A 21,520-nucleotide genomic window follows, 5' to 3' on the forward strand; every position below is an offset into this window, starting at 1 on the left:
CTTTTCCCGTGGCATTTTTTATTTGCTAGTAAATTTCTTCACCAATACTTTTTTCCTCCCAGAAAACATTTGCCTGAGCACAAGTGTGACAAATAAATTTGGGATTGATGCTTGATAATTTACAATGTCCGTCATTTTGGTTCGACTTCCATCAGAATCAAACTGATGCCTGTGTTCCCACTCGATAAATGGAAAAGGGATCTTTACCCCTTTATCAATAAAATATTCTTCCTCTTTTACTTCAAGAATTTTGGCCGTCCATTTCTTTTGAACTACACCGAAATTCAGTTCCATTTCAATATGATTTCCCTCAATCGTGCTCGAATCAGAGTGAAGCTTAATTCTTGGAAATGATGTGATAACCGTCAAATTTTCAGCACTCTTAAAAAAGTCCCAAACCTCACTAAGTGGTGCATCAATCGTTGTTTCGTATTTGAATGTTCCTCTCCCCACACCTGCCACCCCCATTGGATACTTTATCCTTATTTTAAATTTATAGTACAATTAATGTAAACAATTATGACTGGAGGATTACAATGAGCTTTCGCTTTCAAAAACGAGTTCGAGTTGCACCAGGAGTGCGACTGAATATAAGCAAACGAGGGATAAGTTCTTCAATTGGCCCAAGAGGAGCAAGTCTTACTGTTGGCAAGCGCGGGCTATACGGAAATGTAGGACTACCGGGAAGCGGCCTCTCTTACCGTACACGTATTGATCGACGCAACGGTCAGCGCTTATTTAATGTTACTGAGAAAAATCAAACCTATGAAAACGTACAATTATCCTTTAATAAACAGGACAATACCGTTCAATTTGTAACAGACAAAGGAGAAGCATTACCGGTAACAGTAGAAAGAAAGCTTAAGAAAGAATTTTCCACACAAATTGAACAAATTCACCTGGAAAAAGAACAAGAAATCAATGCTCAGACCGAGAAACTTTTACAGTTACATCATCATGTGTTTAAGACTTTTTCTATTCAAGAATTGCAAAATCTGATTGAACAAGATCTTTCTTTTGAAGAACAGGAACCCAATCAAAGTGAAATCATTGACCAACTAAAGGAAGAAAGAAAAAAGCAACTGAACTTCATTGATCGCTTAGTCCTTCTTTTCCCTGCTAAAAGAAGAGAATTTGAAAATCGCTTGCACACAGAAGCAAATGAGATGTTTCAAGAACAGTTAGAGGACTACAGCGAACAGAAGCAGTTATTTATCGAGGAAAAACAAAAAAGGAATGACCTCCTAGCGTCGGTTTTAAAACATGACGTTCAAGCAACAGAAGATTGGCTTGCTCTGCACTTAGAAGAATTAGACTTTCCATTAGAAACAAATGTCGATTTTAAAATGCTCAGTGAAAACACCATCTATTTCGATGTCGACCTGCCAGAGCTGGAAGAAGTGCCTTTAGAGAAGGCGACAATTATGAAGTCCGGTAGACTTAAAATCCAAGAGAAATCCCAGCGTGAGACGAGAGAACATTATGCAGTGATGGTTGGCGGCACAGCTCTTTATTTATGCTCATTTGCCTTTGCCTTTGTGCCTACATGTGAAAGAGTTATCATCTCTGGATATACACAACGTTTGAATGAAGCAACAGGACATAAAGACGATACTTACATATACAGCTTAATAGTCGAACGAGACCGTTTTTATTCATTAAACATGGCTGGTCTCCACCCTATATCAGCTTTTGAAAACTTTGAGCATCGGTTAAATGCAACGAAGACGTTTATTTTTAAAGAAATTATTCCTTTTGCTCCTGACGAGTTTACAGGGAAATCGATATGAATCAACAATTTATACAGTTAGTGACAGGACTCATCATTGCCCACCTGCTCTTATGGGCAAGTTTTGCCTGGCAGCCTGTTTCGTTTTGGATCATTTTCTCGTTTGCTTTATTTATTTTAATCGGTATTTCAATCGGCTTCGGATCTATAAACAGTCGTATGATTACTTTCGGACAACTTTTGTTGGCAGTAGGAAGTGGAGTTGGACTCTATGCTTTATTTACCTTTGGGAAATTCCTAATTGGGTGGCTCAATTTACCGTTTCTTACACAACTGAATGCACTCTATGCACTCGTCCAACCGATCGAATGGTGGCACTTTCTTGTACTATTTTTAATCGTCATTCCTGGAGAAGAACTGTTCTGGCGTGGCTTTGTTTTTCAGAAGTTACGCTTTTGGATGAAACCTGTTCCTGCCATCTTCATCTCAACGGTTTTATACGCTGTTGCACACATTTATGCCGGAACCCTGCTATTATTGGTAGCAGCACTGGTCGCAGGACCCGTTTGGTCTTATCTTTACTATCGAACTGAAAATATGGTCATTCCGATTGTATCTCACAGCATTTTTAACTTATTTTTATTAGTGCTATTTCCTTTGTTGTAAAAAAATCCGAAGCTTTCATTCAAGCTTCGGATTTTGCTATAGGTGAAGACATTTTATGATTCTTAAGCATAAATATTAACGATTAACCCTTTAATTTCACCAACCATATCGAGGATATCGAGACCTCTTTTTTGTTTATCTAACACTGCATTTGTTAAGTCTAATAACTTGCGATCGACCTCTTGGACAATCTTATAAACTTTCGTACGGCCGCGTCGGTTAAAACCACGCTTTTCTTCGAGACGAAGCCCTAGTGAAACGGCATCTTCCATAAACTCTTTAATGAGCGCTTTATATTTCCGCAATTCATCAACCGTTCGGGTTTCGGCTAACACTTTTCCTTGATCATCAATCTTTTGCATCAATTGGTTGATTCGTTCATACGCTTGTTCATCCCGCTGCTTCCCCATCACTTCCGCAAATGAAACCGAAGCCGTCGGTCCCTGTACTTTTTGCTCGACTCGATTTAAATTAGCTCTGCCAATACGTTGAACATCCATGATTTAACCGCCTCTACTTAAAATTCTTCTCTCATTTTATCACACTGTTGAATTAGGAATAAGACCAAGTTAAATGAAGACTTGACCAAATTTGGCCAAGTCTCCAGAAGTATCCATTATTGAAGTAATTGAAGAACACCTTGAGGTAACTGGTTCGCTTGCGCAAGCATCGCAGTTGCTGACTGGTTAAGAATATTGTTCTTCGTGAATTCAGTCATTTCTAGTGCCATATCAGCATCACGAATACGCGATTCCGCAGCTGTTAAGTTTTCATGTGTTACTTGTAGGTTGTTGATTGTGTGTTCCAAACGATTTTGTATAGCTCCTAATCTAGAGCGATTTTCTGAAACTTTATTAATTGCAGTATCAATTGTGTTTATTGATGTATTAGCATTTGTATGGTTGTCGACCAAAATAGTTGTTGCGCCGCCACTTAATGATGCAAAATTCATTCTAGTAATTTTAAGGTTAACATTCTGACTACTATTAGCTCCAATTTGGAAGTCTATCCCTGGTGCCTCCATAGTTCCACCGTTAAGGACCTTCTTCTTATTAAACTCCGTTTTTTCTGAAATACTATTAATTTCAGCAATAAGTTCGTCAATCTCATTCTTAATAGCTTGACGATCCTCAGTTTCATTAGTGTCATTTGCCGCTTGAACAGCTAACTCACGCATACGCTGCAACATAGTATGAACTTCTTGCATTGCTCCTTCTGCTGTTTGTATTAAAGAGATACCATCCAAAGCATTTCTTTCTGCTTGTTTTAACCCCCTAATTTGTGATCTCATTTTCTCAGAAATAGCAAGTCCTGCTGCATCATCTGAAGCACGGTTTATTCTTAAACCAGAAGATAATTTTTCAAGATTTTTTGAAGTAGAAAATTGATTTTGATTTAAGTTACGATAAGCATTCAATGCTTGGATATTATTATTTATCTTCATAGACCTAGACTCCCTTTAGTGTCAATTTATTTTTCATATATTGAATTTTGTTCATAAGCAATAGCTTTTTGTTTTACAGACTTTGATTGAATATCCTTATTTTTTTGTAATGCTTGAGACCATGCTACAGAAAGGTCAGCAATGATTGTTTGAACTTCCTCTACTTTTGAAATATCTTTATTAGTATTTGCCCTTATTAAACAATCAGATAAATAGTTATATATTGCTTCTAACTGATCTGCTATTATTCCTGCGTCATAGTTTAAGCCTCTACCCAATTTTTCTATAATATCATTTGCCTTTTGAAGCCTATCATTTGCTTTACCAAAGTTTTTTTCTAATATAGCAGTTTTACTTTCCTCTAGATTATTTATGCAAGCTTCATAAAGAAGTTTCGTAATCTCTTGTGGGGACTTCTTATGAAGTGCTTCTTTTGTAATCAATGTCACGCATGTCCCTCCCAATTTCCAATTAGCACTATCTTACTTTTTTTATCGACAAAATCATTTCATTGTTTAATACTTTTTCTCCATTTGTTCAATTAAAAGCAAAATTTCTGCCATAACCGAATACAGTTGCGGCGGAATATTCTCACCTAAATCCATATCTAATAGATTTTCCACAAGCAACGGGTCTTCTTGCATATGAATATTATTTTTTTTTGCTAAGCTAATAATTTGGTTGGCGACATCACCTTTTCCTTGTGCCACTACTTTAGGTGCCCCGCCGTCTTCTTTATCATATTGAATTACCGCAGCTGTTGGACCGTTCGTTACACGTCGCTGTTTATGATTAAAGTGTTTGGAAATCATCATATTTTATAATCAAAGCCTTTCTCTGTAAAAATCGGTTGCTGAGATTTGTTGGGTACGTCAACTTCTTCTATCGTTGTATCTTCTTTCTCATTGTTAGTAGCTAGTTTTGTATACTTTATTCCATTGACGTTATAGCCAATCTCTTTTATATTATCAACGCATTGATCAACTAGTGGTTCCATCTTGGTTTCGAACATCGGTTGATTATTTTTTAGTGTAACCGATAAGTTTCGGTCAACAACTGAAACCATAATCCCTACTTCACCTAATTTCGGCGTATCGATCAAGAAGTATAAATTACAATTTTCCCAGTCTACTTGCTGACCTTCATTTCTTGAATTAACAAAGACTTGGAGATTTTCAACTTGTTCTTCTAGTAAAAACGGTAAGTTAAAGAACATGCTTTGTAGGTTACCTTGATCCGATTTACTAAGCAGCTGTTGACCTGTTATGTTATTCACTGCTTGATTGGCTTGTTGTCCAAGGCGACTGTTTTCTTCTTCACCGCGCATTAACGTCATTAGTGCCGCTTTTAAGTTTCTTTGATTAGCCTCCTGTTGTGATTGTTCCCTGGAGTTTGCTAACAACATCCCTAATTCACTATCGCGATTCAATCCCAATCCGCGAACCATTTCAAACGCTTGACGAGCCGACGCTTCTTGTCCATAGTTCGGCTTTATCCCTTCATTCAATTGACTCATGACGTGCTGGGTAGGTGTTCTAGACTCTAGTACCTGTCTTTCATTACTAATGTAATGCATCACTTTTGTTTCAGATGGCTTAAACTGCAGACGCTCAACGACACCTTTTACTTCTTGAACAATACGATTAGCTTCTTGGTATTGTCCTTTTGAAAGAAGTTTTTTCGCTTCAGCTAATTGACTGCTCGCCTGCATGAGCCTTTTTTCCGTCTTCATATCTGTTAATAACATCATTTCACTTTTTAAGATGGCATTATCCAATTTTTTAATCGTTGTTTCAAGCAGTGGTTTTACTTGGTGCTGTGCTTGATTTTTAAATTGATCCATTAATCGATTAGCTACATCTAGGTTTCTAGTAATTTCTCGTTGCAGGTTTTTAAAATCAGCTGCAGCTTGTGCCAACTTCTCAGTAATCGTAGTTACAGCAATATCCTTACTATTTAATTGAACACCGGTTTGGAACTGTTCATTAGCTATATATTGGTTCGACTCGAGCGGTTGCCTGTTCGCTTCTGATGATTGAGTTTGCTCTTTGGCTATCGCTTGCTGCTCTAGTTGCTGTAAAGTTTGCATCAACTGCTGTCTCGCAGCCATTTCTCGTCCTTGATTCGATAACTGTTTACTTTCATCTGTTGCTTTTGTTAACTTATCAATCATTTGCGTGTTACTGTTTGAGTTTTGATTGATTTGCAGCTTCATTTGCTCAACTGCCCGATCAAAATTAGCTTCTTTTTGCAGAAGCTGTTGCATTTGACGCAACGCCTCACTTAAACGTTGTTCATTTGATTGCCCTTGGCTAGTGTGATTAACCGTTTGATTTGGTTGATTTGTTCCGGCTGTTTCCGCTCGAACTGTTGCTTTTTCCGCAGTAACTAAAGCTTGTGACAAACGTTCTTTTGAGACATTTTCGATTTGTTGTGTTTGATTTATTGCTCTTTCAACCTGCTGTTGTGTATTTCGATCAAATGTTTGATTTGAAAGGTGATTTCGAAGTTGCTCTACACTTCTTTGTACATTTTGATCACGGCTAAGTTGATCTCTAACGTCACGGATTGCCTCGCTTGCACGGGTATTTTCTTCAGATTTCGGTTGGTTACTTAATTGCTTTTCAATTGCTTGTAACGATTGAACCATCCGGTCTTGACTAACTTGTACAAGTTGTCTCGCTTCTCGACTAGCTCTTTCAACAGCTTGAACGGCTTCTCTATTCAGTCCAGGCGTAGTCAACACTTGCTGGCGTACATGCTCGATCGCTCGTTGCACATTCGGGTCGCGTTGAACTTGTTCTCGCACTTGGCGGAGTTGGTCACTTGCTCGCTGGTCTGCTGGCGGACGTTGCTCGACTGCTCTTACAGGTTCCGGTGCTTGCTGGCGTGCGACATTTCCTTCAATCCGTTGATTATTTTCTCGGCTTGCTACTTCTCTTTCTACTTGCGTTATCGCTTGCACGAGACGTTCTCTTACGACTGCCGTTTCCTGGCCCCGTTGTGTTTGAGTGCGTGCTTCTTCTACCGCTCGGTTGACTTGCTCTCTTACTTCTTGCGGCAGTTGCTGGTTAGTCAACACTTGCTGACGGACATGCTCAATCGCTCGTTGCACATTAGGCTCGCGTTGGACTTGTTCTCGCACTTGGCGGAGTTGGTCACTTGCTCGCTGGTCTGCTGGCGGACGTTGCTCAATACTTCTTACATTTTCAGCAACTGGTTGACGGGCGGAATTTCCTTCTACTCGATTATTTTCTACAGTCACTCTACTAGCTTCCGTTCGCTGTAGCTGTTCAAATCGTCGCACCGCTTCACTTACTTGACGTTCTAGGCTTTGTCTGGACTGCTCGCTTTCCGAATTTACTCTAGTACCAGAATTCATTTCTTGGGCAATACTGGATAACACTTGGTTTATAGGACGTCCGTGTAAAGCCTCATGAACAGCACGAACTTGTGCTGGAGTCACTTCTAATCTTTTATTTGCCATTGCTTGGATCGTTTGTTGCCGCTGGTCTACTGTTCCTTGATTGGAGTTGAAATATCTCTGTAGCTCTTGAACTGCTTCTCGCGTTAGCGGAACACCTTTATCTAGTAAAGTTTGAGCTGCTTGACGCAACTCAGGTGTTGGAGATTGAGAAACCCCTAAATTGCGCAGGACGCGCTGAATATCTTTAGAATCTCCTTGTTGTACCGTTGAACCGCTTCGTTCTTCTCCTATCGAACGAACAACTGGAATGCCTTGGCGATTTTCACTTACTTGTATAGTTACTCGGTCTGTTGGCGGCTGAGCACCTTCGAATCTTGTATGAACTTCACGACCTCTTATTTGTAGGATAGCTTCATTGTTTGGTAAGCGTTCTTTGACAGTAGCTCGGTAAACTTCACCTTCACGCAAGTTTAACGTACGATCTGATGTTTGTTGTGCAGCATTTGTAGGTTGATTTGTTATTTGCATCTTTTTCACTCCCGTACATTATCTCTATCGTTAATATCGGTCTAACTTATAAAAAGGTTTATGAACAATTTTTGGAGTATTTTCATTTCCTTTAGATTGAACACAAAAAAGACCTAGTTTTCATAAGAAAAGCTAGATCTTTCTCATTTAAAAAAATCTTTATCTAAACTCGTCCCTCGTCTTTTATGATCTCGTAATTGCTCACTCCGCTGTTCACCTAACTGCCCACCCTTAAGTAAAGAATGTTGGCCATATTTTAAGCGAATTTCATCCACCGTTTTAGAAAGCTTTAACTTTTTCTCATCTTCCTTATAGGAAAACAAGTCTAATTGTTTATAGGCTTCTGTTTCCTCAACTAAATCGATTGCTGTAATCCCTAATAACCGTATTGATTCACCACTCCAATACTTTTGCCATAAAAACAGAGCAGCTTCTAAAATGTCATCATTTGTCTGTATAGAACTCGTTAGCTTTCGACTCCTAGTAATTGTTTTTCGGTCATGATAGCGTATAGTAATTTGAATGTTTTCTGAACACACCTTTTTTGTTCTTAACCTGCGTCCTACTTCATGCGCTAGATTTGTAAATACGGTTTTAATTTTTTCCTGATCTGTAGTATCTTTTGGTAAAGTCACAGAATTTCCAACACTTTTAAAATCTGAAATTGAATCAGGATCAACTTCACGTGTATCGATGCCATTGGCACGTTCAATTAATTTCTCACCGTAAATTCCTAGCCGCTTTTTTAGCAAAGTTGGATCAGCGTTGGCTAAATCACCAATTGTATGTAGTCCCAGTTTATTTAATTTATTTGCTGTCTTTTCTCCAATGCCATACATTTCTATTAAAGAGAGTGGCCAAAGCTTCTCAGCGATATCCCGCCTTCTTAATACCGTAATGCCTAAGGGCTTTTTCATTTCACTAGCCATTTTAGCAAGAAACTTATTCGGGGCTATTCCAATGCTACATGGTAATGATAAGTACTCTAAAAGATTATTTTGAATTTCAGTCGCTTTTTGCAGTGGTTCATCACCTTCATAATGAGACATATCCATAAAGCCTTCATCAATGGAAACGGGTTCAACTAAAGGCGTGTATTCCCGTAGCACATCGAACATTTGCAAAGAGGCAGATCGATATTTTGTGAAGTCCGGCTGTTTGATAATTAGGTTCGGGCATAGACGCTTTGCTTGCCAAACGGGCATTGTTGCTTTTACACCCTTTGCTCTTGCTTCATAACTGCAAGTGACCACAATTCCCCGACGTTCCTTTTCATTTCCTGCAACGGCTAAAGGTTTGCCTCGTAAACTGGGGTCATAAGCAGCTTCTACCGAGGCATAAAACGAGTTCATATCGATATGAAATATCACCTTTCTTTTCATAATCATCACCTGCAATCATTATAAAACAAAATATTAGATGTTTCTTATTTTAAAGCTGTCAAATTATTTTAGGAACTAAAGAAACTGCAACTATTACGTTCGTAGAAAAATAAAAAAGATGTGAGCTTTTAAGTTAACTCACATCTTTTGGATCACTTATTCTCATCATCGGCTTCATTTAAACTGCTCGATTTATCTACCCATTGAATAAATTCCTGTCCATAATAATGCTTACAAAAATCTTTTACAAAGTGCAGTGACTCTTCCAGTCTCTTTTTTTGTTCTTCGCTTTCATTTGCATAATTATCAAGAAATTCAGAGAAACGGTAGGTAAATTCGGAAGTTTCTGCTCGCTTCTTCTCACCTTCTGGCGTCAGCATAACGTATGATATCCGAAGGTCATTTTCGTCTTTAATGGTTTGAACAAGGCCTTTTGCTTTTAACCGTTTAATCACTTGCATCACTGTCGATAAATCCCACAACCCTACTTTAGCAATATAGGACATTGAAACTTTTTTTTCGTAATAAATAATCCAGAGCATATGCTGCTCTGACTGTGTGATTCCGACTTCTTGCGCTGACTTTTGCCAGTCTTCTTCAACCACTTTATACGTCGCACGGAAATAATTTAACATTTGATGTATAGAATTATATTCCAAATTAATCAACCCTTTCTCCCAGGCCCATAATATAAGTATTTATCTATATTTTACTTTTATTCACTAACATTTTACCAGTATAGTGTACCAAAAAATGAAAAAGAGTCCAAAACATTTGGACTCTTTTGGAAGTTTTATTTATTTGTAACGGTTTTAACGATAGAAACAACTGCTTCTGCAAGCTTGATTAGTTCCGAAATAGGCATGCGTTCATTTTTCGTATGTATCTCTTCATACCCGACTGCAAGGTTTACCGTTGGAATGCCAAAGCCAGCAATGATATTCGCATCACTGCCACCACCGCTTTTTAGTAAACGTGGAGTACGATCAATAGAAGTCATCGCTTGTTTAGCAACCTCAACTACTTCATCACCATCACCAAGTTTAAAGCCTGGATACATGACATCTACATCTACATCAGCTGTCGTACCGAACTCTTTTGCTGTATCTTCAAACGCAGCTTTCATTGCAGCCACTTGTTTTTCCATTTTTTCTGGAAGCAGTGAACGGGCTTCAGCTAAAATCGCTACATAATCACAAACAATATTCGTTTGTGTTCCCCCTTCAAAACGGCCGATATTTGCTGTCGTCTCTTCATCAATACGACCTAGTGGCATTTTTGAAATAGCTTTAGCAGCTACCGTAATAGCTGAAATTCCTTTTTCAGGTGCTACACCAGCATGGGCTGTTTTTCCGTGTACTACAACATTTACTTTTGCTTGTGTTGGAGCTGCAACGATAATATCACCAACCGGTCCATCGCTGTCTAATGCAAACCCGAACTTTGCTTTTACTAAAGATGGATCGAGTGCTTTAGCTCCTACTAAACCTGATTCTTCACCAACTGTAATGATAAATTGAATCGTGCCGTGATCTACGTTTTGCTCTTTTAATACTTTAATTGCCTCAAGCATTACGGCAATTCCAGCTTTATCATCAGCACCTAAAATAGTCGTTCCGTCCGTTACTACATACCCATCTTTAATAGAAGGTTTTACGCCAACACCAGGAACAACAGTATCCATGTGAGAAGTAAAGTAAATTGGGTCTACTTCCTCTTTTGTACCATGTAAGGTACAGATTAAATTACCTGCGCCATGCCCTGTTTGTTCAGTCGTATCATCTTCAAATACTTCAACACCAAGGTCCTCAAACTTTTTCTTTAAAACAGGTGCTATTAATTGTTCATGTTTTGTTTCTGAGTCAATTTGGACGAGCTCTAAAAACTCATCCACAAGACGTTGTTCATTAATCATTTATCTGCCTCCATCTGTCGGTTTTCAATTTAAATGGTACATGATTTCCCCGAACATTTCACCTTTTGTGAAGTTCAATAGAAGAGAAAGATTATTCAGATTTATTTTTTTCGCAAAACTCATAAAGAATTCCACCTGAAGATTTCGGATGAATAAATGCAACTTGTGCACCACCCGCTCCTTTTACTGGCTCATTATTGATCATCTGGATCCCTTTTTCTTTTATTTCATTAATACGGTCTTGAATACCTTCAACACCTAATGCGATATGGTGAATACCTTCTCCTTTTTTAGCAATGAATTTTGCTATTGGACTTTCATCATGTAAAGGCTCTAACAATTCAATTTTGGATTCCCCAATTTTTAGAAAAGCCACTTTTACCCCCTGAGATGCCACTTCTTCGATAGCAAGTAATTCGAGGTTTAATTGTTCTGTGTAAAAAGGCAGTGCATTTTCAATCGATTGAACAGCAATTCCAATATGATCGATTTTTTTAGGTGCATTCGAGTTTCCCATAACTATCCACTCCTAGTTCATTTTAATATTATTATCTTTATAGTAATACCCAATGTAGAATCTTCTCTATAATTCTCATTTTTCCTCCTTTTTTGTCATTGTTAAACATTGATGTGGATGGAAGGTTCATGAGTTATAGGAATAAAAAAGAACCTTGTTCAAATGCCTATAACAAGGTACAATAAGTATAGTACGTCTTTTAGGAGGTCATTTCATATGCCACGTAAATTTCAAAAAGTAGTCATCTATGTAATGATTGTAACATTAGTAGCAGGTAGTTTACTGACAGGAGCGGCTTTGTGGCTCTAAATGATATGAAGAGGCATTCTCATTTAGTATATGAGGCTGCCTCTTCTTTTTATTTATTCAATAGCTCCTGCCTTTCTAGCTAATTCTTCAAAACTCTCCTTCGTATTTACAATTAAGATTTTCGTTCCTAATGGAATTTCATCATATAACTTCTCTACATTTGTATTTTCCATTCTTACGCAACCTGCTGTCACATAATGACCGATTGATTGTGGAGCATTGGTCCCATGAACACCGTATATTCTGCCGTCCGTTTCGAGTGCGTCAAAGCCGATCCATCTCGTTCCTAGTGGATTTTCTTTTGCCCCGCCCTCAATATCTTTTTTTCGATAATAAGGGTTTGGAGCTTTAACGACAATCATAAACTCACCTTCTGGGGTTAAGTCCATTTCCTTTCCAGTTGCTACAGAATATACGTTTTGAATAACACCATCTTGAATATACGCAAGTTGATTATATTGTTTATTAACGATAAGGTAAGGATCACCAATCAAAGGATTTTCACCAAGTGGCCAAATAGGAGAAGCGATTAACATCAGCGATAAGAAAAGTGTTTTCAGCATACGACCGCCTCCATATATTCTCTTTTCCTTATCTTGACTAATCCTCCTGTTTTTATTCTTACTTCTACTTGTTTACTGGTTGTTTTCTCAATGATTCTTTAATCAATAAATATTTTTCTAGCTCATGCATGACATAATATAACGAGGAACGAATTTCAAATTCTTGACGTGTTTGCGGTAATTCCATCTGTTGAAACTCTTCACGCATTTTAGACAACTCGTCTAAGAAATAACTAGCTGTATTTACTGGACCCACTGCTTGACTTAGCTCTTCTAAAAAACTCGATATTTTAATTCCTTGAACGACCGTATCATCTAAAGAAGAAATAAACGGCATGATCCTCTCAATGATTTCAAATTGTTTTTCTCTCATTTTAAAGTAGTGATAATATTGATCTTCATACCGCAATAGGTGGTTCTCAATATTTCGTATAGCGATATCTTTAGCATCTTGAATGAGCTCGTAGGTTTCTGTCAACTCTTTTCCATCCCATAGATTACCACTATTACGTAAATAATTGGAGAACTCCTTTAAGATGAACTTAAAATTATCTTCAATCCTTTTTTGATACTTATGTAAATCTCGGTCTACACTCGGCATATATAAATTCATTAATAAAGCTACACCTATACCAATAATGATAATATATAATTCGTTTAAAAAAATAGCGACAGAAACCGTACCTAAAGTATAAATATGTAAGATGATGACACAACTCGTTACAATACCCTCTTTTACTTTCAGTTTAACGGATAGAGGTATAAAGACTAATAATAAAATAATAAGAGAAATAGGATGGTATCCAACCCATTCAAACAGGATAAAAGCTAGAACTAACCCTAATAAGCATCCGACAAACCGTTGCCAGGATACTGATACCGAACTCCTTCGCGTAACGGAAATACATAAGATGGTTAGGATAGCTGCTGATGCATAAAAATCTAACGAAAGCCATTGGGCGATGGCAATGGCAATACCTGCCCCAACTGCGGTTTTTAATGTTCGATAGCCTATTTTAAACATATAGTTCTCCTATCAAATAAAATAGAAAAAAGATGGCATAAAGACCATCTTTTATTATACGGCAATTCATTTATTTTATCAGTTTGTTGAAAAGTCAAACTTTTTCTATAGCACCTTTTGCAGAAAATCACGTGCACGCTCTGTTTTTGGTTGACTGAAAAATTCACTTGGCGGAGCATCTTCTAACAACTGTCCATGATCTAAGAAAATTACTCGATCAGCCACTTCTCTAGCGAAGCCCATTTCGTGTGTAACAATCGCCATTGTCATACCCGTTTTTGTTAATGATTTCATGACTTCTAATACTTCTTTTACCATTTCGGGGTCAAGCGCAGAAGTCGGTTCATCAAATAACATCACTTCAGGATCCATTGCTAATGCACGAGCAATTGCAACACGCTGCTTTTGCCCGCCGGAAAGGCGACTAGGATATTCATTTTTCTTTTCATATAAACCGACTTTTTTTAGAAGTCCTTCTGCCTTAGCGACAGCTTCAGATTTCTCCAATTTTTTAACCGACATCGGTGCGTAAGTTAAGTTTTCCAACACCGTCATATGCGGGAATAAATGGAAGTGTTGAAATACCATACCGATTTGCTGCCTAACTTTTAAAATATCAACTTTAGGGTTCGTTAATTCCGTATCGTTAAACCAAACCTCGCCGGAAGTCGGTTGTTCTAGCATGTTTAAGCATCTTAGAAACGTTGACTTACCCGACCCAGAAGGTCCGATAATTGCAACGACTTCCCCTTTATTTATTGAAGTGGAAATATTTTTTAATACTTCAAGCTTTCCAAATGATTTGGATAAATTTTTTACATTAATCACTGCGCTTCAATCTCCTCTCCAGCAACTTACCAAGAAGAGTTAATGCCATTACTAATACATAATAGATAACTCCGGCAATCAATAGCGGTTCAAAGTAAGCGAACGTATTCGAGGCTACAACTTGTGACCTTCTTAGAATGTCCATGACACCAATAACCGATACGATTGCAGATTCTTTTGTTAGCGTTATAAATTCGTTAAAAAGCGCTGGTAAAATATTTCTAAACGCTTGAGGTAAAATTATTTTCAGCATCATTTGATTGTAAGGGATACCTAATGCTTCTGCAGCTTCCTTTTGCCCCTTATCAACCGCTTGAATACCAGCACGAATGATTTCTGATATGTAGGCAGCTGAGTTTAAACCAAATGTTAAAACACCTGCTTCATAGGCAGAAATATTATAATCAATTAATTGCGGTGTCGCAAAGTAGATAATAGATAATTGCAAAATAAGCGGTGTACCACGAAAAATTGATGTATAAATATCAGATAAAATGACTAATACCTTAACTTTTCCAATCTTAAGTATCGCAAGAAATGTCCCTAATATTAAACCAATAATTAAAGACACACTTACAAACTTTAACGTGACCCATATCCCTCCCATAATAAAAGGGATAGAGGGCACGATTTGGTTAAAATCCAAATTCATGCCCGTATCTCATTCCTCTCTCGTATATATTTCTATGTTATATTTGTTTATTCGTCAAACCATTTTAAAATTAGTTCTTCTAACTTACCATTCTCTTTCATTTCGTTAAGTACTTCATTAAATGGTTCTAGCAGTTCACTGCCTTTAGGGAAGGCAATCGCTGAACCTGCCTCTTCAGTATGTGGTAACAGGAATGAACTTAGTTCTTCATATCTTTCTAAGTATCCTTTAGCTACTGTGTCTTCAATAATAGCCGCATCAATACGCCCTGCTATAATTTCTTGAATCAGTTCTGGAATACGATTACGCTTTTCGATTTGTAAGCCATCTACCTCAGGAGCTACTACACCTTCAGCCTCTTCTTCTTGAATAGAGCCAAGTTGAACACCAATAGCCTTACCAGCTAAATCTTCTACAGTTTCAATTCCACTATCAGCCTTTGAAACAATTAAATTATTCGCTTCGTGATAGATATCAGAGAAATCCGCACGCTCTAAACGATCCGGTCTAGGCGTCATACCAGCTAAAACAAAATCAACTCGACCGCCTTCTAAAGCAGGAATAAGACCATTGAAATCCATATCCCTAACTTCAAACTCATACCCTAGTTCTTCCGTAATATAACGCGCTAAATCTACATCAAATCCAACAATTTCACCTGTAGCTTCATCAATTGATTCGAATGGAGGGTAGTCTGCTGAAGTACCCATAACAAGTACTTGTTTGTCATCTGACCCACACCCTGCAAGTAACCCTAATGATAGCAATGCTGTTACACCTAATTTAAAAAACTTTTTCATCATAATCCCCCGGTTTCTTCATTAAAATAAATTTATTTTTTTGTATAATAACTAATAAATATTCATCTTGGTGTATCTTAACACACACCAAAAAATTTGAAAAGGTTTTTTATAAATAATATTGCACATTTATAAATGTTTGAAAGTTCAATAGATTGACAATTTTTAATATAATACTAGTATGAATTAGCTTTTTTACAATACTATTTTTATTAAATAATTAAAAATTTTTTTATTCATTCGGATAACATATATCGCTATTAAAATTCGGGTGATTTTATTTTTTACTTTTAATTATATGTACTTAAAACAGTAGAATAAACCACAAATAAAAAAAGGATAACAGTGAAGGGGCACGCACCTCCATGTTATCCTTTCGATCTTATTTACCCTTTAAACATTTCAGGGATCATTTGTAGATCCATACTCCAAACGATTGGTAGATAGAAATAGATGGCGATTACTATAACAACAATAGAAATCAGATTAATCCACAATCCGGCCCTAGCCATATCTAACATTTTTAAGTGTCCTGATGCGAAAACCACTGCATTCGGTGGTGTCGCTACTGGTAACATAAATGCACAAGATGCCGCAATTGCTGCCGGGATCATGAGTGCATAAGGGTGAACATCGATTGCAAACGCAAGTGAAGCCATAATTGGCAGTATCATCGTTGCAGATGCAGTATTTGATGTAATTTCAGTCAGGAACATAACAAGTGCTGTAACGATGGTAACCACTAATAAGAAGTGAACTCCTTCTACAACTGTTAATTGGTTTCCAATCCAAGTTGCAAGTCCTGACTCTCTAAATCCTGCAGCTATTGCAAGTCCACCTCCAAATAAAAGGAGAATTCCCCATGGAACCTTTTTCGCTGTTTCCCAATCTAACAGGAACTTACCTCGCTTACTTAAAGAAGGGATGATAAATAAAATAGCTGCTGCTGTAATAGCAATCATTGTATCATCGATTCCTGGAATAAGACCGTCTAGTAAAAACGAACGAGTAATCCACGCAAATGCCGCTAATAAAAAGATCGTCAGTACAGCCTTCTCTTCAAAACTAGTTTTACCTAGCGATTTCTTTTGTTCACGTATTAACTCATCTCCGCCAGGCAATGTTTTCATTTGAACCGGAAATGCAAATTTGATTAAGTAAACCCAAGCAAGACCAAGTAGAATAATAGATAGAGGTAATCCAAACATCATCCAATTGGCAAAAGAGATATCGATGCCGTATAACTCATTTACTACACCGGCTAATATCATGTTTGGTGGCGTACCTATCAATGTAGCTAAACCGCCAATTGAAGCCGCATATGCAATACCTAACATCATTGCTCGACCGAAATTTTTATCCTCATTGGCAATGCCTACATTTTTTTCTTTTAAACTACGAGAGACTTGATAAATAATAGCAGTCCCTATTGGAACCATCATCATTGCTGTAGCCGTATTTGAAATCCACATCGATAGAAAGCCTGTCGCGACCATAAACCCAAGTACGATCCTTTGTGTACTTGTACCAATAATAGAAATGATCGTTAATGCAATTCTCTTGTGTAAGTCCCATCGCTCCATAGCAAGAGCAATTAAGAAGCCGCCTAAAAATAAGAAAATGATACTATTACCATAAGAAGAAGTGACTGCGCCACTATCCATAGCCCCGGTGATTGGGAAAAGCACAATCGGCAACAACGAAGTCGCAGGGATCGGGATCGCTTCTGTAATCCACCAAGTCGCAATCCAAACTGTACTAGCAAGAACGGCCCTTGCTTCTGGTGATAAACCTTCTGGTGAGAAAAACAACATGATAACAGCGAAAAGTGCCGGTCCCAACATCAAACCTATAAGCTGAGACTTTTTATACATTGGATTAGAATTATTATTTTTCTCTTTTTCTCTCGAATCAGTCTTTTCATTTGTATCTTGAGAAGTTTGAGTTGCAAATGAGAAGGTTACTATATTTTTTACTTTATTATGAGATTGCCAAAGATTATTCCATACATTAGAAATGAATGTATTATTCATAAATATCCTCCCCTTATAAATATTTCTACTATTCTAAGTATAAAACGCTTTCATTTTTAATTGTGGTTTTGTACATAAAGGTATATTTTTGTTCTTTTTGGTCTTAGTTTTTGTTTGTAACCATTTAGGAAGAGTAATATTAAATTATGTTAGTGTAAAAAACAAAAAAAAGACACGAGGAAGGGAAATTACCCCTAACTTCGTGTCTATCATTGTTTATAAATTTACATGTGTTTCTTGATGATATGCGTCCATCTTCTTTACTACTTCTTGTGAAGGCTGCTTTCCTAAATAGGAAACGACAAACATCGTTACTAGAGACAACGGTAAAGCAATGAGTATTTCTGAATTGAACGGCATGCTAAACCCTAAGAAAAGAACCATGAATGATACTCCCCCAACTAGTAATCCCCAAACGGCTCCTTGCTGGGTGGCTCGTTTCCACCAAATTCCAAGTACTAGCGGGCTAAATAAGGCTGAAACCATAAAGCCAACTGCAGCTGTGTAGAGAACAATTAAGAATGGCGGCGGATTTAATGTTAAAAGCATGACTGCAATACCGACAATCCAAGTAAAGATGACTGATGCCCGTAACACTTGTTTATGACTAGCATTCGGGGATAACACCCCTTTATAAAGGTCATATGCAAAAGCACTGCTTACTGCTAAAAGCAACGCATCTGTTGAGGACATAACAGCTGCCATAATTCCTGCCGTTATAATCCCCATGATAATCGGACCAAAGAACTCATTAGCAACTAAAAGTAGCCACATATCTGGCGCATTGTTTTGTAAAGCAGTTGCATCTAAAGTAGGTATATATGGGACGACTACCAGTGTTGCACCTAGCATCAAAATTCCAAAGATCAACATGCTTATATTTAAAGATAACTTAGCTGAACGTACATTAGAAGCAGTAAATATCCGCATGACTAAATGTGGTGTCACACAAACGGCTGTAGCCCATGTAACAAACGCCCCTAAATATGCAGCCACAGGGACAGTCGCTCCAACTACACCTAATGCCGGATTAGCTACAGTCGCCTCTATTAGAAAACTAGACCACCCGATTGGCAGGTGATAAATTCCAGCAATAACGATCGAGGAGATTAAAAATATCATCATAAACCCTTGGAGTATATTAGTCCACGTAACTGCTAACATACCACCTAATGATACATAAAAGATAAACACAAGCGTAATGATGACTAATCCCCATTCATAGGAAAAACCGGTTACATATGAAGCAATTAGTCCTCCCGCTCTCATTTGCGACATTAAATACATGGCTGAACCGATAATGATAACTACTGGAATAGCAATCTTGAAAAATTGTCCGCCATAGCGATCGTTAATAAATTCAGATACAGTAAATTTTTGAGAGTTACGCAGCGGTTTGGCAACGAGGACACTTGCAACAGAAAACCCAACAACCGACCCAACTGTCATCCATGCTAAAAAAGGAAACCCTAAATTCCAAATCGTTCCAGCACCGGCCATAAAGGAACCACCGCTCCCAAGGGCCGCAAGCATCGCTAAAGAATTGACACCCGTTCCAATTTTTCTTCCCGCAACGTAATATTCATCGATGCTCGATGTCGATTTTGAAATTTTATATTGCGATATCAACCCTAGTACAACTAGAAATAATAAGTAGGCAATCATTATCGACAGTTCAACCGTTTTCATTTCGTTTCCCTCCTTTTATAACTGTTGATCTTGCTTTTGATCTACACTTACATTTGCAGTTCGTTCCGATAAGATAAATAAAATCGCTGCTACAGGAGCGATCAGGTGCAACCCGTAAGCACCCCAAGCTAGTAATGTAACATTAAAGATCATTATGTTATAACTCCAAGGAAGAAAGAAAATGGCTGAGTAAACGATAAGCCCAATTAATAAAACAGCGTCACGTCGCGGCAGAGAGTACCATTGCTTATTCAATTCGATTCCCCCTAGCATTTAATTTGGTAGTCTATTCCAAAAGGAAAGGTGGTTAACTTTTCATTTTTCTAGCGTTTTAAGCATGTTTGCTCTCTGTCGTTTTTTCTTCTTTCAATAGTCTTCTTAATACTTTACCTGCTCCTGTCGCAGGAAGACTGTCCCTAAATTCCACATAACGAGGATATTTATAGGCTGCCATGTGATTCTTTGCCCAGTTTACGACTTCCGCTTCGCTAATCGATCCAACAGCATCAGGTTTCAGGACAACAAAAGCTTTAACTGTTTCTCCTCTCGTTTCATCAGGAACTCCAATCACTGCTACTTGAGCTATGGAAGGGTGCTCCATTAATAACGCTTCAACATCTTCTGGAAAGACACTATAACCGGAAGACTTGATCATCTCTTTCACTCTGCCCTTAAAATATAAATATCCTTCTTCACTAATACATCCGATATCTCCAGTATGAACCCAGCCATCCTTTAAGGTCTCACTCGTTGCATCTGGGCGCTTCCAATATCCTTTGAATACCCCAGGATTTTTTATTGTAATTTCTCCAGTTTCACCCGGTGGTAATTCTTCTTTTGTACTCAAGTCAAGTATGCGAATATCGGTTTCAAACGTCGGTATTCCACAACTGCCGAATACAACTTTATCTGCTGGCATGAATGTATCGCAAGTATGTGTCTCACTTAGACCATAAGCTGCCTCGAACATTAAACACCCATTTGTAAGCGCTTTCCATTTGTTCGATAGTTCTTCTGTTACAGGTATACCGAAGCTCGTTGCTAAATTAATTTTTAAAGACGATAGATCTCTTTCTTGTATTCCTGGATATGTCAGTAATCCAGCATTTATTGGCGCTATACTATACCAAGTTGTCACTTTATACTTTTCAATGGCTTGTATCGTCGCTTCTGGTTCAAATCGGGTCAATAAGACACATGGAGTGTTTGTGTAGACCGGAATGTTTACACCCATTACCATGCCGGCAATATGACATAACGGCATAACAGCTAACCACGTATCATTATCATCTACTATTTGTGCATGAACCGAAGCAGCTGTTTTAAATAATGCATTCTCATAAGTTAGCATCGCTCCCTTAGGACGGCCTGTTGTACCCGAAGTAAACACCATCAATCCAACATCGTCACTAACGTTCACTTGGTGATTTTTGTAATCCTTCAACTCCCTCGTAAACACTTTCGTTAAATCTAACGTTCCTTCTGGTGTAACCTTCGTTAACTTTAATTCATCCGGTATTGGTAAAGATGGTTGTGAAGGTAAAAAGTCAGCATAATTCGTCGTAAATATGAACTCTAATGTAGAAACTTTAGCACGGATTTGCTCCAAGTTAGGATACAACTCTTGGGCAGAAATAACAGCTTTTGCTTCCATTTCATTTAGTAGATACTCAAGCTCAGAAGCTTTGTACATCGGGTTTAACGGACACACAATAGCACCAATTTTTTGAATGGCATAATGAGAAAAGATATACTGTGGACAATTTTGCATAAAGAGTCCAATTCGATCACCTTTTTTTACACCTTTTTCTAGTAAATAATTAGCCAGTTTTTGAGAATTCTCTTCTACTTCTAAGCATGTTATTTGTCTCCCATAATAAATATAAGCGGTTCTATGCGGCGTATCTTTTGCATTTTGTTTTACATACTCATGTAACGGCTTTTTCCCAAGACGATATTGTAATGTTGTCGAAACACCCTCAGGCCAATTTTTTAACCAAATCTTTTCCATAAC

The 21,520-nt window shown here is 37.8% G+C and carries 22 protein-coding genes; 3 read left to right on the top strand and 19 right to left on the bottom strand.

All coding sequences use genetic code 11. The annotated features are described in order from the left end of the window. Nucleotides 1-18: 18 nt before the first annotated feature. On the bottom strand, nucleotides 19-453 hold the full coding sequence (locus N7Z68_RS02140) for an SRPBCC family protein (RefSeq protein ID WP_275116805.1): 435 nt from the start codon (nucleotides 451-453) through the stop codon (nucleotides 19-21). An 83-nt stretch (nucleotides 454-536) separates the two neighbouring features. Between N7Z68_RS02140 and N7Z68_RS02145 the strand changes: the two genes are divergently transcribed. Together N7Z68_RS02145 and N7Z68_RS02150 are read left to right on the top strand one after the other, a co-directional pair. Next, complete coding sequence (locus N7Z68_RS02145) at nucleotides 537-1,790, top strand: DUF4236 domain-containing protein (protein WP_275116806.1); 1,254 nt, start codon at nucleotides 537-539, stop codon at nucleotides 1,788-1,790. Beyond that, nucleotides 1,787-2,395, top strand: coding sequence for a CPBP family intramembrane glutamic endopeptidase (locus tag N7Z68_RS02150; RefSeq protein ID WP_275116807.1), 609 nt, complete (start codon nucleotides 1,787-1,789; stop codon nucleotides 2,393-2,395). Before N7Z68_RS02145 ends, N7Z68_RS02150 begins: the two co-directional genes overlap by 4 nt. 62 nt (nucleotides 2,396-2,457) lie before the next feature. Here N7Z68_RS02150 and N7Z68_RS02155 read toward each other — a convergent pair whose 3' ends face one another. The 9 genes from N7Z68_RS02155 to mce form a co-directional block, all read right to left on the bottom strand. Beyond that, entirely contained in the window at nucleotides 2,458-2,895 is a 438-nt protein-coding gene (locus N7Z68_RS02155) for a YaaR family protein (RefSeq protein WP_275116808.1), read from the bottom strand. Between the two features lie 116 nt (nucleotides 2,896-3,011). Then, nucleotides 3,012-3,839, bottom strand: a complete 828-nt coding sequence (locus tag N7Z68_RS02160) for a flagellin N-terminal helical domain-containing protein (protein ID WP_275116809.1) — start codon at nucleotides 3,837-3,839, stop codon at nucleotides 3,012-3,014. Between the two features lie 26 nt (nucleotides 3,840-3,865). Beyond that, nucleotides 3,866-4,288, bottom strand: coding sequence for a flagellar export chaperone FliS (gene fliS, locus N7Z68_RS02165; protein WP_308447204.1), 423 nt, complete (start codon nucleotides 4,286-4,288; stop codon nucleotides 3,866-3,868). A 66-nt stretch (nucleotides 4,289-4,354) separates the two neighbouring features. Further along, nucleotides 4,355-4,654, bottom strand: coding sequence for an EscU/YscU/HrcU family type III secretion system export apparatus switch protein (locus N7Z68_RS02170; RefSeq protein ID WP_275116810.1), 300 nt, complete (start codon nucleotides 4,652-4,654; stop codon nucleotides 4,355-4,357). Continuing rightward, a complete protein-coding gene (locus tag N7Z68_RS02175) occupies nucleotides 4,651-7,794 on the bottom strand; it encodes a hypothetical protein (RefSeq protein ID WP_275116811.1) in 3,144 nt (1,047 codons plus the stop codon). The genes N7Z68_RS02170 and N7Z68_RS02175 overlap by 4 nt, the downstream gene beginning before the upstream one ends. A 143-nt stretch (nucleotides 7,795-7,937) precedes the next feature. Then, the gene (locus tag N7Z68_RS02180; protein WP_275116812.1) at nucleotides 7,938-9,176 is read right to left on the bottom strand and encodes a DNA polymerase IV; all 1,239 of its coding nucleotides are present in this window, start codon (nucleotides 9,174-9,176) and stop codon (nucleotides 7,938-7,940) included. Between the two features lie 152 nt (nucleotides 9,177-9,328). After that, complete coding sequence (locus N7Z68_RS02185; protein ID WP_275116813.1) at nucleotides 9,329-9,844, bottom strand: MarR family winged helix-turn-helix transcriptional regulator; 516 nt, start codon at nucleotides 9,842-9,844, stop codon at nucleotides 9,329-9,331. Nucleotides 9,845-9,969: 125 nt separating this feature from the next. After that, nucleotides 9,970-11,091: a tripeptidase T gene (locus N7Z68_RS02190; RefSeq protein WP_275116814.1), complete on the bottom strand. Its 1,122-nt coding sequence runs from the start codon at nucleotides 11,089-11,091 to the stop codon at nucleotides 9,970-9,972. Between the two features lie 91 nt (nucleotides 11,092-11,182). Then, a complete protein-coding gene (gene mce, locus N7Z68_RS02195) occupies nucleotides 11,183-11,608 on the bottom strand; it encodes a methylmalonyl-CoA epimerase (RefSeq protein WP_275116815.1) in 426 nt (141 codons plus the stop codon). Between the two features lie 216 nt (nucleotides 11,609-11,824). Between mce and prli42 the strand changes: the two genes are divergently transcribed. Continuing rightward, a complete protein-coding gene (gene prli42, locus N7Z68_RS02200) occupies nucleotides 11,825-11,917 on the top strand; it encodes a stressosome-associated protein Prli42 (RefSeq protein ID WP_275116816.1) in 93 nt (30 codons plus the stop codon). A gap of 53 nt (nucleotides 11,918-11,970) precedes the next feature. On the opposite strand, the gene N7Z68_RS02205 is transcribed toward prli42, so the two are convergent. The 9 genes from N7Z68_RS02205 to N7Z68_RS02245 form a co-directional block, all read right to left on the bottom strand. Further along, entirely contained in the window at nucleotides 11,971-12,480 is a 510-nt protein-coding gene (locus tag N7Z68_RS02205) for a L,D-transpeptidase (protein WP_275116817.1), read from the bottom strand. Nucleotides 12,481-12,544: 64 nt separating this feature from the next. After that, entirely contained in the window at nucleotides 12,545-13,504 is a 960-nt protein-coding gene (locus N7Z68_RS02210; protein ID WP_275116818.1) for an aromatic acid exporter family protein, read from the bottom strand. Nucleotides 13,505-13,609: 105 nt separating this feature from the next. Beyond that, a complete protein-coding gene (locus N7Z68_RS02215; RefSeq protein WP_275116819.1) occupies nucleotides 13,610-14,332 on the bottom strand; it encodes an amino acid ABC transporter ATP-binding protein in 723 nt (240 codons plus the stop codon). Continuing rightward, entirely contained in the window at nucleotides 14,325-14,984 is a 660-nt protein-coding gene (locus N7Z68_RS02220; protein ID WP_275116820.1) for an amino acid ABC transporter permease, read from the bottom strand. The genes N7Z68_RS02215 and N7Z68_RS02220 overlap by 8 nt, the downstream gene beginning before the upstream one ends. Nucleotides 14,985-15,031: 47 nt before the next feature. Further along, nucleotides 15,032-15,784: a transporter substrate-binding domain-containing protein gene (locus tag N7Z68_RS02225; RefSeq protein ID WP_275116821.1), complete on the bottom strand. Its 753-nt coding sequence runs from the start codon at nucleotides 15,782-15,784 to the stop codon at nucleotides 15,032-15,034. A 386-nt stretch (nucleotides 15,785-16,170) separates the two neighbouring features. Further along, entirely contained in the window at nucleotides 16,171-17,817 is a 1,647-nt protein-coding gene (locus N7Z68_RS02230; protein ID WP_275116822.1) for an SLC13 family permease, read from the bottom strand. A gap of 216 nt (nucleotides 17,818-18,033) precedes the next feature. Continuing rightward, nucleotides 18,034-19,506 carry a sodium:solute symporter family protein gene (locus tag N7Z68_RS02235; RefSeq protein ID WP_275116823.1) on the bottom strand — a complete coding sequence of 491 codons (1,473 nt, stop codon included), beginning with the start codon at nucleotides 19,504-19,506 and terminating at the stop codon, nucleotides 18,034-18,036. A 15-nt stretch (nucleotides 19,507-19,521) separates the two neighbouring features. Beyond that, complete coding sequence (locus N7Z68_RS02240) at nucleotides 19,522-19,761, bottom strand: hypothetical protein (RefSeq protein ID WP_275116824.1); 240 nt, start codon at nucleotides 19,759-19,761, stop codon at nucleotides 19,522-19,524. 76 nt (nucleotides 19,762-19,837) lie between these two features. After that, the gene (locus N7Z68_RS02245) at nucleotides 19,838-21,517 is read right to left on the bottom strand and encodes an AMP-binding protein (RefSeq protein WP_275116825.1); all 1,680 of its coding nucleotides are present in this window, start codon (nucleotides 21,515-21,517) and stop codon (nucleotides 19,838-19,840) included. Nucleotides 21,518-21,520: the final 3 nt, after the last annotated feature.

This window comes from Alkalihalobacterium chitinilyticum (genome assembly GCF_029028005.1).
GTDB classification, from domain to species: Bacteria; Bacillota; Bacilli; order Bacillales; family Bacillaceae_F; genus Alkalihalobacterium; species Alkalihalobacterium chitinilyticum.

Coding starts and splice junctions, on each gene's coding strand:
- prli42 (WP_275116816.1), top strand. CDS start 11,825: ATGCCACGTAAATTTCAAAAAGTAGTCATCTATGTAATGATTGTAACA.
- N7Z68_RS02210 (WP_275116818.1), bottom strand. CDS start 13,504: ATGTTTAAAATAGGCTATCGAACATTAAAAACCGCAGTTGGGGCAGGT.
- N7Z68_RS02230 (WP_275116822.1), bottom strand. CDS start 17,817: ATGAATAATACATTCATTTCTAATGTATGGAATAATCTTTGGCAATCT.
- N7Z68_RS02180 (WP_275116812.1), bottom strand. CDS start 9,176: ATGAAAAGAAAGGTGATATTTCATATCGATATGAACTCGTTTTATGCC.
- N7Z68_RS02205 (WP_275116817.1), bottom strand. CDS start 12,480: ATGCTGAAAACACTTTTCTTATCGCTGATGTTAATCGCTTCTCCTATT.
- N7Z68_RS02245 (WP_275116825.1), bottom strand. CDS start 21,517: ATGGAAAAGATTTGGTTAAAAAATTGGCCTGAGGGTGTTTCGACAACA.
- N7Z68_RS02225 (WP_275116821.1), bottom strand. CDS start 15,784: ATGAAAAAGTTTTTTAAATTAGGTGTAACAGCATTGCTATCATTAGGG.
- N7Z68_RS02235 (WP_275116823.1), bottom strand. CDS start 19,506: ATGAAAACGGTTGAACTGTCGATAATGATTGCCTACTTATTATTTCTA.
- mce (WP_275116815.1), bottom strand. CDS start 11,608: ATGGGAAACTCGAATGCACCTAAAAAAATCGATCATATTGGAATTGCT.
- N7Z68_RS02175 (WP_275116811.1), bottom strand. CDS start 7,794: ATGCAAATAACAAATCAACCTACAAATGCTGCACAACAAACATCAGAT.
- N7Z68_RS02160 (WP_275116809.1), bottom strand. CDS start 3,839: ATGAAGATAAATAATAATATCCAAGCATTGAATGCTTATCGTAACTTA.
- N7Z68_RS02155 (WP_275116808.1), bottom strand. CDS start 2,895: ATGGATGTTCAACGTATTGGCAGAGCTAATTTAAATCGAGTCGAGCAA.
- N7Z68_RS02170 (WP_275116810.1), bottom strand. CDS start 4,654: ATGATGATTTCCAAACACTTTAATCATAAACAGCGACGTGTAACGAAC.
- N7Z68_RS02145 (WP_275116806.1), top strand. CDS start 537: ATGAGCTTTCGCTTTCAAAAACGAGTTCGAGTTGCACCAGGAGTGCGA.
- N7Z68_RS02150 (WP_275116807.1), top strand. CDS start 1,787: ATGAATCAACAATTTATACAGTTAGTGACAGGACTCATCATTGCCCAC.
- N7Z68_RS02220 (WP_275116820.1), bottom strand. CDS start 14,984: ATGAATTTGGATTTTAACCAAATCGTGCCCTCTATCCCTTTTATTATG.
- N7Z68_RS02190 (WP_275116814.1), bottom strand. CDS start 11,091: ATGATTAATGAACAACGTCTTGTGGATGAGTTTTTAGAGCTCGTCCAA.